This window comes from Bacillus cereus group sp. MYBK139-1, assembly GCF_051916915.1.
Taxonomy (GTDB): Bacteria; Bacillota; Bacilli; order Bacillales; family Bacillaceae_G; genus Bacillus_A; species Bacillus_A pacificus.
Genome location: NZ_JBQAHO010000006.1, coordinates 123,604 through 135,930, shown reverse-complemented (window position 1 = coordinate 135,930; position 12,327 = coordinate 123,604). Strand labels below are relative to the sequence as shown.

Here is a 12,327-nt window from a genome sequence, read left to right as displayed (position 1 = left end):
ATGATTGTTCATATGTTCAAATAAAGAGGTGAGCTATAATGGCTGGAAATAAAGTAGAAACACCACAAGAGACATGTTCTCAAACGATAATTCATGAAGAAGTTGTTGATCAAGTAAAACAAACAATTCCAACGGATGAAAGTTTAAGTAAAGTAGCAGAATTATTTAAAGTATTAGGCGATCGTACACGTACGAGAATATTACATGCGTTATTTGAAGCTGAAATGTGTGTTTGTGATTTAGCGTATTTATTAGGAATGACACAATCATCTATTTCACATCAGCTTCGTGTGTTAAAGCAAGCGAAACTTGTAAAGAATCGTAAAGAAGGAAAGGTCGTTTATTATTCGTTAGCTGACCAACACGTAATTCATATCTTCGAGCAAGCGTTTGAACACGTAAACGAGGAAGAATAAATAGAACGCGAGGAGGGAGAACGATGGCTGAAGCATTAGTGAAAAAGAAACTGATGTTAGAAGGTTTAGATTGTGCGAACTGTGCAATGAAAATTGAAAAAGGTGTTGGAAATATAGAAGGAGTAAATTCTTGCTCTGTAAATTTCGCGACAAAAACAATGGTTTTAGAAACAGCGCAAAATAAAGAAAGCGAAGTTGTTACAGAAGCAAAACAACTCGTTACAAAATTAGAACCGCACATTAAAGTGCAAGAAGAAAAAAACACAAAAATGGCAAAAGAAGTGTTTATATTAGAAGGTTTAGATTGCGCAAATTGTGCGATGAAGATTGAAAATAAAGTGAAAGAAATGCCGACCATTTCAGCAGCAACTGTTGATTTCGTATCAAAGAAATTACGAGTTGAAGTAGCGAATAAAAGGGAACTAGAAGCGACTGTAGCTAATATAACAAATGTCGTTCAAAAGTTAGAACCAGATGTGAAAGTTGTTCGTGAAGAAAAGGGTGGTCATGACCATGGACATAGTCATGATCATGGTGAAGCAAATGTGAAAAAGATGGTAGGACGATTAGTGGTCGGCGGAATTTTGACAGCAATTGCTGCATTAGCTGGCTTACCACAAATGATCACAATTCCGTTATTCGTCCTTGCGTATGTATTAATCGGTGGAGATATCGTTTGGAGAGCAGTAAGAAACATAACTCGTGGTCAAGTGTTTGATGAGAACTTCTTAATGGCAATTGCAACACTAGGAGCTTTCGCAATTCAACAATACCCAGAAGCGGTTGCAGTAATGTTATTCTATCAAGTAGGAGAACTATTCCAAAGTATTGCGGTAAACCGTTCTCGAAAATCAATTACTTCATTAATGGATATTCGTCCTGATTACGCTAATGTAAAGGTTGGAAATGAAACGAAACAAGTATCACCAGAAGATGTACAAATCGGCGATTATATTATCGTGAAACCTGGTGAGAAAGTACCGTTAGACGGAAAAGTAGTTGAAGGAACATCAATGGTAGATACTTCAGCATTGACTGGTGAATCTGTACCACGTGAAGTTGAAGTTGGAAATGATGTATTAAGTGGTTTTGTGAACCAAAATGGTGTATTAACAATTGAAGTTACAAAAGAATTTGGTGAATCAACTGTATCAAAAATTTTAGATTTAGTTCAAAATGCAAGCAGTAAAAAAGCGCCAACAGAAAACTTTATTACGAAGTTCGCGCGTTACTACACTCCAGTTGTAGTAATTACAGCAGCGATCATGGCGTTTATTCCACCACTTATTCTAGAAGGAGCTACATTCTCTGATTGGATTTATAGAGCTTTAGTGTTCTTAGTAATCTCTTGTCCATGTGCGTTAGTTGTATCTATTCCTCTTGGATTCTTTGGAGGTATCGGTGGCGCATCTAAAAGTGGTGTGTTAGTAAAAGGAAGTAACTATTTAGAAGCTTTAAATGATGTGAAATATATTGTTTTTGATAAAACAGGCACATTAACAAAAGGTGTCTTTAAAGTTACAAAAATGGAACCAAGCGAAGGCATTACAAATGAAGAATTATTAGAGTATGCAGCATTTGCTGAAGTGTATTCTAACCATCCAATTGCACAATCGATTCGAAATGCATATGGAAAATCAGTTGATGAAAAAATAATCGATGATTATAACGAAATTTCTGGTCACGGTACAGTCGTAAAAGTACAAGGAAAAGAAATTTTTGCAGGTAATGCTAAATTAATGAGAAAAGAGAACATTACATTTAAGCAACCAGAAACAGTAGGTACATTAGTTCACGTTGCTGTAGATGGAAAATATGCAGGTTATATTGTTATCTCTGATGAGGTAAAAGAAGATTCAAAACAAGCAATTCAAAGGTTAAAAGAACTAGGTATTAAGAAGACAGTCATGTTAACTGGTGATGCAAAACCAGTTGGTGAAGCTGTTGGTAAAGAATTAGGTTTAGATGAAGTTCACGCAGAACTATTACCGCAACAAAAAGTAGAAGAGATTGAAAAAATTGATGCAGCGAAGCATGGAAAAGAAAAAGTTGCTTTCGTTGGTGATGGTATTAATGATACACCGGTATTAGCAAGAGCCGATGTTGGTATTGCAATGGGTGGTTTAGGATCAGATGCAGCAATTGAAGCAGCAGATATTGTTATTATGACTGATGAGCCTTCAAAAATTGCAACAGCTGTAAACATTGCAAAACGTACACGACGCATTGTGTGGCAAAATATTATCTTTGCATTAGGGGTAAAAGGATTAGTTTTACTACTTGGTGCTTTCGGTATTGCAACAATGTGGGAAGCGGTTTTCTCAGATGTTGGTGTGACACTACTGGCAGTGTTAAATGCAATGCGTGTACTAAGAGTGAAAGATTTATAAAAAAGAGGACGCAACCTGCGTCCTCTTTTTTAGGTTATTCTGTTGAAATTGACTCAATAAAATAATAACAAATATTATTTTTAAAATAAATAACGTAATATTAAAATTTACAAATAAAAAATATTCGTCTTGTTATTTTAATATATTTTTTACAAAGATATATAGCATTGAAAAAAACAGAGAAGGGCAGCTTCTCTGTTTTATTTTTGTATATTTTTTTCAACTTGTTCTCGAACAGTTTGAATGTAATTCATTTTATGATCCCAGCATTCTTGACTTAAATCGACAGGGTATTCTTCAGGATTTAAAGTTCGCATATATTCTTCCCAAAATAGTGCGAGACTTTGTTCATTATATTTTTGAATATCTAATATGCCTGGTAGTTCATATGTTCTTTCACCGTTAACGAAAATGTCTTTATGCAGTTCGCGTGCTTCAAAGTTGGTTACAAATTTACTTATATACGTGTGAACAGGATGAAACATTTTTAGGCGCTCTTCTTTTCCTGGTTCTTCACAATCTAATGCAATATAATCGCCTTCAGCATGATCGTTCACTCGATTGATAATGCGATAAATTCGTTTCAGTCCTGGAGTAGTAATTTTTTCAGGGTTAGATGAAATTTTAATTGTATCATTTAATTTTCCATCAGTATCTTCAATCGCAACGAGTTTATAAACAGCTCCTAAAGCTGGTTGCTCAAAGGAGGTAATCAATTTTGTTCCAACGCCCCATACATCAATTTTTGCTCCTTGAGATTTTAAGTGCATAATTGTGTATTCATCTAAATCGCTAGAAGCAATAATTTTTGTATGTGTAAAGCCAGCTTCATCTAGTAGTTTTCTTGCCTTTTTAGATAAATAAGCCATATCACCACTATCAAGGCGAATTCCGTAAAAATCGATGCGATCCCCGAACTCTTTCGCCACGCGAATTGCATTTGGAACACCAGATTTTAATGTGTCATATGTATCAACGAGAAAGACGCATTTTTTATGAGTTTCAGCGTATTTCTTAAACGCAACATATTCATCACGGTATGCTTGAACGAAAGAGTGTGCATGTGTGCCGGCTACAGGTATTCCGAAGCGTTTCCCAGCCCGTACGTTACTCGTAGATGAGAAACCACCGATAAAGGCAGCACGTGTACCCCAAAGGGCTGCATCGAACTCGTGGGCACGTCTTGTGCCGAATTCTAAAAGTTCATCGTTATTTGCAGCGTGCTTCATACGAGCTGCTTTCGTTGCAATTAATGTTTGGTAATTCACAATGTTTAACAGGGCGGTTTCAATAATTTGTGCTTCGCCGAGTGGTGCATCGACACGTAATAAAGGCTCGTTATTAAAGACAACTTCACCTTCTTGCATACTTCGAATCGTCCCAGTGAATTTCATATTTTGTAAATACTGAAGAAATTCTTCTTCAAATTGTAATTCTGCTAAATAAGCGATATCGCTTTCGGTAAAGCTGAAGTTTTCTATGTACTCTACAATTTTTTCAAGACCAGCAAAAACAGCATAACCATTCTCGAATGGAAGTTTTCGAAAGTATAAATCAAACACCGAGCGGCGGTTATGAATACCATCTTTCCAATATGTATAAGCCATATTAATTTGATATAAATCTGTATGTAAGGCATAGCTATCGTCTTTATAATAAGTCATCGCGAAAACACCTCCATAATTTGGTTATAGTATACCAATTTTTCACGGCTCGTAGCAAAGAATGGATATGAAAGTATAGTCAAGTGGGAAAAAAATGAAATATTGCATATTTTTTAGAAAATTAACATTTATCAATTTATATTTCTCAAGATTTTATGTATTATTAAAGTAATGGGGGTAAATGAGAATGGAGGAGGACAATGCAACAAACATTAGAAAAGATAGGCAAACAAGTCTTTTATAAGCGGCTACAGCAAAAAATGACACAAGAAGAATTATGTCAGGGCATTTGTTCTGTCTCATACTTAAGTAAAATCGAAAATGGAAAGATCGAAGCATCAGAAGAGATTCTACAATTGCTCTGCGCAAGATTAGAAATTGCCGTGACGGATTTGAGAGATGTAGAAGAAGATGTGAAGGGGAAGCTGGATGAATGGTTAAATGCATTAGTTCATTTGGACAAGCCACAAGTAGAGCGCATATATGAAGAATTACAAGGTGAAATGAAGCATGTTTTGGATTTTGAAATTATAAATTATTATAAGTTACTTTATACGCGGTATTTAATTATGAAGAGAGATTTTCCTGCTGTCAAAGAAGAATTAGAGAGCTTAAAGAAGATGTACAAAAAGTATTCACCATTCCAAAAATTATTATATACGTATAGCAAAGGCTTGTATTATTTTTTACAACATAGATATAAGAGGGCATTGGAGTATTTGACTCGAACAGAAGTAATGGCAAAGGAACAAGGTTATCATGAAAATGGAATATATTTCAACTTAGCTCTTGTTTATAATGAATTGGAAGTTGAACATATGACTTTACATTTTGCTAATGTAGCAATGGAAGGATTTAAGAATGAATATAAATTCCGTTATGTGATAAATTGCCAGTTACTTATTGCATTGAGTTATATACAAAAAAAACAATATAATGAAGCACTAGCTATTTATAATAATATTTTGAGAGAAGCAAATTCTTTTGCCGATAAAGAAAGTATAATAGCTATTGCTTTAAATAATTTAGGCTTCTTGTACTATAACTTAAAAGATTATGCGAAAGCTAAAGATTATTATTTGCAATGTCTAAAGTACAAAAAGGAAGAGGATTTAAATTATATTGATGCAGTATATGAGATCGCTTTGCAGTGCATTGAATTAAAAGAATTTGAAGAAGCAAAAGATTGGATTGATAAAGGGATAGATGTCGCGAAGAGGGATGAAAAGTATAAAAGTATGCTATATATACTTTTAATACTTAAGCATAAATATTTTGAAACTAAAGATGTTTATAAAAAGTTTTTAGAGGTTGAGGCAATCCCGTTCTTTAGAAGTGAAGAGAATAAAAAAGAATTAAAAATGGTGTATTTAGAACTAGCGGGATACCATGAAGAATTATTAGAGTATAGGGAAAGTAATAATTACTATAAACTAGCAATTAATTTATTAGAAGAAAAGGGAGGAAAATAGTATGAAAAAGAAAATAATTATTGGTGCTTTGGCTTTGATAGCTGTATTGGTAGTATTGGAACCACAATATGCTTGGACATCGGATATCTATGGTCAAGGAGAAAAAGTAGTTGAATTGGTAAATTCTTAATAAAAAACCCCTTTCCAACCGGAAAGGGGTTTTTCAATATTTGTTCCTCAAAATTCTACAAAACTTGAGAAAATAATTATTTGAATTTTTAGTATATTAATAGTGAAAACATAATGCTAATATGAAACTACTCTTTTTCAAAAAATAATTTATTAGGGGGAAGGTTCATGAAAAAGAAAAGTTTAGCATTAGTGTTAGCGACAGGAATGGCAGTTACTACGTTTGGAGGGACAGGCTCTGCGTTTGCGGATTCTAAAAATGTGCTCTCTACGAAGAAGTACAATGAGACAGTACAGTCACCAGAGTTTATTTCTGGTGATCTAACTGAAGCAACTGGTAAGAAAGCAGAATCTGTTGTGTTTGATTACTTAAACGCGGCAAAAGGCGATTACAAGTTAGGGGAAAAGAGTGCGCAAGATTCTTTCAAAGTGAAACAAGTGAAGAAAGATGCTGTAACTGATTCAACGGTAGTACGTTTGCAACAAGTATACGAAGGAGTACCTGTATGGGGTTCTACTCAAGTAGCTCATGTGAGTAAAGATGGCTCTTTAAAAGTATTGTCTGGAACAGTTGCGGCTGATTTAGACAAAAAAGACAAGCTGAAAAATAAAAATAAGATTGAAGGCGCAAAAGCAATTGAAATTGCGCAAAAAGATTTAGGGATTACACCTAAATATGAGGTAGAACCAAAAGCGGACTTATATGTATATCAAAACGGTGAAGATACAACATACGCATATGTTGTGAATTTAAACTTCTTAGATCCAAGTCCAGGAAACTACTACTATTTCATTGAGGCAGAAAGCGGTAAAGTATTAAATAAGTTTAATACAATCGATCATGTGACAAATGATGATAAGTCACCAGTTAAACAAGAGGCTCCTAAGCAAGATGCAAAAGCAGTTGTAAAGCCTGTAACAGGAACAAATAAAGTAGGAACTGGTAAAGGGGTATTAGGAGATACGAAGTCGCTTAATACAACATTATCTGGATCTTCTTACTATTTACAAGATAATACGCGCGGAGCAACGATTTTCACATATGATGCGAAAAACCGCTCAACATTACCAGGAACATTATGGGCAGATGCAGATAATGTTTTCAATGCAGCGTATGATGCAGCAGCAGTAGATGCTCATTACTATGCAGGTAAAACATATGATTACTATAAAGCTACATTTAATAGAAATTCTATTAATGATGCAGGAGCACCGTTAAAATCAACAGTTCATTACGGAAGTAATTATAATAATGCATTCTGGAACGGATCACAAATGGTATATGGAGATGGTGATGGTGTAACGTTCACTTCATTATCTGGTGGAATTGATGTAATTGGTCACGAATTAACGCATGCAGTTACGGAAAATAGTTCTAATTTAATTTATCAAAATGAATCAGGAGCTTTAAATGAAGCAATTTCTGATATCTTTGGTACTTTAGTAGAATTCTATGATAACCGTAACCCAGATTGGGAGATTGGTGAAGATATTTACACACCTGGTAAAGCGGGAGATGCGCTTCGTTCTATGAGTGACCCTACGAAGTATGGTGATCCAGATCATTATTCTAAGCGTTACACAGGTTCAAGTGATAACGGTGGGGTTCATACAAACAGTGGTATTATTAATAAACAAGCTTATTTATTAGCAAATGGTGGAACACATTACGGTGTAACTGTGACTGGTATCGGTAAAGATAAGCTAGGTGCAATTTACTACCGTGCAAACACACAATATTACACGCAATCTACTACATTTAGCCAAGCTCGTGCTGGTGCAGTACAAGCTGCAGCTGACTTATATGGTGCGAATTCTGCAGAAGTAGCAGCAGTTAAGCAATCATTTAGTGCTGTTGGTATCAACTAAGGCTTTAGAGGATAGCTATTAATAAAATACCTCAAAAATAAAGAAGGAGCATAGGCTCCTTCTTTATTTTTTTCTCCATTTTTTCCACAAATAATACAACCCAATGCAACCTGCGATTGTTACAATCCACTTCGCTTCATTTGTGCCATTCATGACATGGTATGCAGAATATACCTCGATTAACAATGCCGGTATTTTACCTATTGTACTGGCAATACTGAAGGATAGTAATGACATTTTGCCTAGAGCTGCAAATAAAGTCACGATACTAGACGGAATGAAAGGAATGAGGCGGAACGATAGGACGAGTAGAAAGGCCTCTCTACCTTCTACATAAAGTAGGCGTTCTACCTTTGGATACTTATTTACTTTGCTGTGAGTGAATTTCTGAAGACCTATACGATAAATATAAAACGAGATAATAGCCCCTAATGCCTCACCAGCGATCGAAATAATAGTTCCATTTGTTACACCAAAGAGCTGTATGTTAATAGCGGTCAAAAAAATACTAGGGATAACGCCTAAAAGACTAATGACTATGTTGATTAAGATGCTAAGTGGAATTGCGATTGAATAATAGTCTGTTAAGAAGTTTTGAATTGTTTCAGCCATTGTTTAAAATCCTTTATCTTTTTTTGCATTACACCATATTTCCATTGTATAGGCAAGTGCAAATTTACATAATGTAGAAAACGTTGATAAAACACCATTCATATACCTTATATAGGTATTGGGTATATGTAATAAGGGGTATATTTATATAACTTAAAAAACACCAAATAAACCCTTTATTTAAAGGGTTTATTTGGTGTTTTTTATAGGTGTTTAAACTTGGGAAATAATTATAAAAACATAGGGGTATATTTATAAAAGGTCAAAAATAGCGATTTTATGAAAAATAGATGAGGAATTTGAAAAATGTATATGTTTTTTCGGTGTGAAATTGACTTTTAGTGAAGTTACGATAATAATCATGAAAGAGGTGATATGATGAAACGAATAAGTAGTCTTTTCTTGAGTAGTTTATTGGCATTAATACTGATCTTAAGTGGATGTGCAGGAAAAGAACAAAAAACAGAGAAACAAACAGGGAATCAATCGACATCAGTAGAAAAAATTAGTGATAATATTTTAGACGAAATGGAAGGGCCACCTAAAAATGGTCACACGATTGAAAGACATGTAGGCAAATCAGAAGAAGATTTGAAGAATCGCTTGAAGACAGATAAAGTATCAGCAGCAAGTACATACTATGACAAGGAAACGGCAACGAAAGCTGTAAAAGATAGTTTGAAGCAGCATGATAAGGAAATTCAAGATTGGTTAAAAAATTCTAAAGAGGCTCGTCTCGTATTAAATACAACACATTCATTCCCGGTTGGAAAAACGGTAATAAAGAAAAATATGAATGTAAAAGACAAGTTAGTCAAAACTGTTACTGTTTTAGCGAGAGATAAGTCAGGAGATTTAGGATATAAGATCATTACTTCTTATCCATCTGATAAATAAGAAGGGGGAGTAAATATGTATACGACATTACAATATTTTTTCAAATCGTATTGTACGTTAAGTATCCATGAGGATGAAGTAGTAGGCGTGATGGAAGAGTTTATAGAGCAAGAGGACGAAGAAATTGTTTTGAAATTACGCGATGAATTATTATATATGAAGAAAAAGGATGCTTGGGAAGAGGCGTGCGTATTAGCTGCGAAGCAAGGAAATCGTATGTGGTCGTTAGAAGAAACGAAAGACCATCTTGCAACCTTTTTAGTATTATTGCAAAAGAAAAAGGCGTGACTTATTCACGCCTTTTTCTTTTTGAAATTTGTTCGTTTAATAGTGTCTTATTCTTTTGGAGCGCTTTTATATACGCTTTTTGAAATTTGCCCATTAGATATTACTTCACCGTTTTGTGTAACTTTTTTATATGTAACTGCTGTTATTTTATCATTAGTTCTACTAATTACTTGAGAAGAAACTTCAACATTTTTACCAGTATTTGTGCCGAAAATACGTGTAGTAATACTACCTCCATTTGAAAATGCTTGAATATAAATATGATTGCCTGTATTGTTTTTAAATTTTAAATCTGGACCATAATCTGCTACTGCTGCATCTTGCCCAAGTGGTAAATAATTTACGGGCATAGAATGATTACTTCGAGAAACAATTCCTAAATCTGCTCTTAAAGCTGCGCTATATAAAGTACTACTAACTTGGCAAACGCCTCCACCTGCACTTTGTATAACTTTCCCTTGTGAATATACAGCTGCGGATTTATAACCATGAGCAGCATCCGTTACGCCAACGCGGCCATTAAAACTAAATGTTTCATCAGGTGCGACAATCACTCCACTTAAAGTATTAGCTGACTTATTTACGTTAAAGGATTGATTCCCATTACGACCAGCCATTGGAGTTGAATATTCAGCAATTACTTCTTTAATCCCCATTTTCTGTATATCTTCTGTAGAACGTTCAGGCTTTAATAGTGTAACGGGTAATGTAACGTCAGATGTGCCAGAAGTAATGGCTTGCTGCGTTAAATCAGTTAACTTTTCTTTATCGATTTTTTCTCCATTTTGGCTCTGGCTAATATTTACTGTAGTGCCTTCAATACTTAATTCAGCATTAACGGGATTTTTTAATGTTTCATTATATTTATCCTTCATAAAGTTTTTATAAGCAGTTGTATTTAATTGAGGTGTTAATTTATAGTCACGTTTTACTTCACCGTTCTCAGCTTGTTTCCGCATTTTGTAACGATTTATTGCGTTGCCTTCTTGTTCTTTAAAGATTTTGTCGATAATATCTTTTTCTTTATAATTTATCCCTAAATCTTTCCATGTGTAAGTTTGTTTATCGTTTTGGAATATGTACGTAAGTGATTTTTGATCTAATTCAGTGATTTTTTGATTAATAATAGCTTGAATATCTTTTTTATTTTTTCCATCGAGAGAAATACCTTCAAATGAAGTATTGGGTAATGCAGTAGTATCTAATTGATTATTTAGTTTGGATACATATTGATATCCGCCAACACCGCCAACACAAAGTAATATGCCTCCAGCAATTGCAGAACCGATCAGTATTTTACTTAGCTTCATTTATTTCCCCCCAGAAATTTTTGTATAAATATATGTATTACATTTTTTGTATAAAAATGATGAAAATAACATTATGTACGTACTAGTATACTATTATTTTCACTATGTGTGTAATGTTTTTATAAAAAATGTTACACTGTTGTAATAATTGTCTCTTTTTGTCACAATATGTACGAAAAATATGTTGAAAATTATAATAAAAAGGCTGTCTAGAAAGTTCTAGCAGCCTTTTTATTATAATTTTTTATGTTCATTTTTATTCGTAACACCGAGATGTTCTTGTAGTTTTGTCGAAATCGTATTGACGCTTTTTTCCTTTGGAACGTAATAATAAATACCACCTATATATTTATCAGTACCTTCTACTTGCATTTTGTCCATTTTTAAATTGGAATCCATTGAATTTTTTGCAATTGTCATCATATCATCAAAAGTTAAATTTGTTTTTAAGTCTTTATCGACAGCGTCTAATAGACCACCGATCTTATTAATGGAATTAAGTGATAGTGCTTTTTGAGCGATAGCTTCTAAAACAAGCTGTTGTCGTTGACCGCGCATATAATCACTATCGATATGACGAGTTCTTGCTAGTGCCAGTGCTTCCTCTCCATTTAAATGTTGACGTCCCTTTTTAAGGTGAACTGCATCTGCTTCATCTTTACTATTTTGTTCTGTGAACTCCACTGGAACATCTACAGTAATCCCACCAAGGGAATCAACAATTTTGATAAAGGATTTAAAGTTGAATTTTACATAGTAGTCAACTGGAACATCTAAAAAGTTCTCTACCGTATCAATCGTGCTATCTACACCACCGAATACGTGCGCATGTGTAATTTTATCGTATTTATCACGTGATTTAATGTATACACGTGAATCACGTGGAATACTGACAAGCTTAACAGATTTATCGTTTTTATTAATTGTGGCAAGTAATAGTGCATCTGTACGAGTTGCTTTTCCGTAATTTTTGTCCCTGATTTCACTTTCATCAACCCCCATAATGAGTACAGAAATGTTATCAGTCATAGGTTTAACGGCTTTTTCACGTTTGCTGGATTTATCCCCACGGCCCAGTTCAGAATAGGCATTACTTAACACAGACTTTGCTTTACTGTATATATGGAAGGAATAGCCCCCAGCTCCAAGTGCTACAACCAGTAATGGAATAAGCAGGAACCAAAGTAGGCGTTTTTTCTTTGAGCGTCCTTTTTTGGCTCGAGTATCTTTGTTCATATCGGATTTCATCATTTTTTCTCCTTTAAAACTATCAAAGTATA

General features: G+C 34.2%; 11 protein-coding genes. 7 read left to right on the top strand and 4 right to left on the bottom strand.

The genetic code is table 11. The features are described from left to right. Positions 1–38: 38 nt before the first annotated feature. Both ACTFRS_RS24345 and ACTFRS_RS24340 read left to right on the top strand, forming a co-directional pair. Positions 39–416: an ArsR/SmtB family transcription factor gene (locus ACTFRS_RS24345; protein WP_000918377.1), complete on the top strand. Its 378-nt coding sequence runs from the start codon at positions 39–41 to the stop codon at positions 414–416. 23 nt (positions 417–439) lie between these two features. Next, complete coding sequence (locus ACTFRS_RS24340; RefSeq protein WP_139869368.1) at positions 440–2,806, top strand: heavy metal translocating P-type ATPase; 2,367 nt, start codon at positions 440–442, stop codon at positions 2,804–2,806. Between the two features lie 200 nt (positions 2,807–3,006). Here ACTFRS_RS24340 and ACTFRS_RS24335 read toward each other — a convergent pair whose 3' ends face one another. Beyond that, on the bottom strand, positions 3,007–4,470 hold the full coding sequence (locus ACTFRS_RS24335; protein WP_016716431.1) for a nicotinate phosphoribosyltransferase: 1,464 nt from the start codon (positions 4,468–4,470) through the stop codon (positions 3,007–3,009). 200 nt (positions 4,471–4,670) lie between these two features. On the opposite strand from ACTFRS_RS24335, the gene ACTFRS_RS24330 reads away from it, so the two are divergent. The 3 genes from ACTFRS_RS24330 to ACTFRS_RS24320 all read left to right on the top strand — a co-directional run bounded on the left by ACTFRS_RS24330 (position 4,671) and on the right by ACTFRS_RS24320 (position 7,940). After that, positions 4,671–5,942 carry a tetratricopeptide repeat protein gene (locus tag ACTFRS_RS24330; RefSeq protein ID WP_139869370.1) on the top strand — a complete coding sequence of 424 codons (1,272 nt, stop codon included), beginning with the start codon at positions 4,671–4,673 and terminating at the stop codon, positions 5,940–5,942. Position 5,943: 1 nt separating this feature from the next. Continuing rightward, the gene (locus ACTFRS_RS24325; protein ID WP_138322496.1) at positions 5,944–6,072 is read left to right on the top strand and encodes an NprX family peptide pheromone; all 129 of its coding nucleotides are present in this window, start codon (positions 5,944–5,946) and stop codon (positions 6,070–6,072) included. Between the two features lie 167 nt (positions 6,073–6,239). Then, a complete protein-coding gene (locus ACTFRS_RS24320; protein WP_134198224.1) occupies positions 6,240–7,940 on the top strand; it encodes a M4 family metallopeptidase in 1,701 nt (566 codons plus the stop codon). A gap of 63 nt (positions 7,941–8,003) precedes the next feature. Here ACTFRS_RS24320 and ACTFRS_RS24315 read toward each other — a convergent pair whose 3' ends face one another. Beyond that, positions 8,004–8,552, bottom strand: coding sequence for a TVP38/TMEM64 family protein (locus ACTFRS_RS24315; protein ID WP_000852208.1), 549 nt, complete (start codon positions 8,550–8,552; stop codon positions 8,004–8,006). A gap of 378 nt (positions 8,553–8,930) precedes the next feature. Here ACTFRS_RS24315 and ACTFRS_RS24310 point away from each other — a divergent pair, with 378 nt between their 5' ends. Further along, on the top strand, positions 8,931–9,449 hold the full coding sequence (locus tag ACTFRS_RS24310) for an RNase A-like domain-containing lipoprotein (RefSeq protein WP_000822707.1): 519 nt from the start codon (positions 8,931–8,933) through the stop codon (positions 9,447–9,449). 15 nt (positions 9,450–9,464) lie between these two features. Further along, entirely contained in the window at positions 9,465–9,737 is a 273-nt protein-coding gene (locus ACTFRS_RS24305) for a hypothetical protein (protein ID WP_000288789.1), read from the top strand. A 47-nt stretch (positions 9,738–9,784) separates the two neighbouring features. Here the strand turns inward: ACTFRS_RS24305 and ACTFRS_RS24300 are convergent, their stop codons facing one another. Further along, complete coding sequence (locus tag ACTFRS_RS24300) at positions 9,785–11,047, bottom strand: VanW family protein (protein ID WP_000777344.1); 1,263 nt, start codon at positions 11,045–11,047, stop codon at positions 9,785–9,787. 234 nt (positions 11,048–11,281) lie between these two features. After that, complete coding sequence (locus ACTFRS_RS24295) at positions 11,282–12,298, bottom strand: LCP family protein (RefSeq protein ID WP_440025229.1); 1,017 nt, start codon at positions 12,296–12,298, stop codon at positions 11,282–11,284. Between the last annotated feature and the right edge of the window lie 29 nt (positions 12,299–12,327).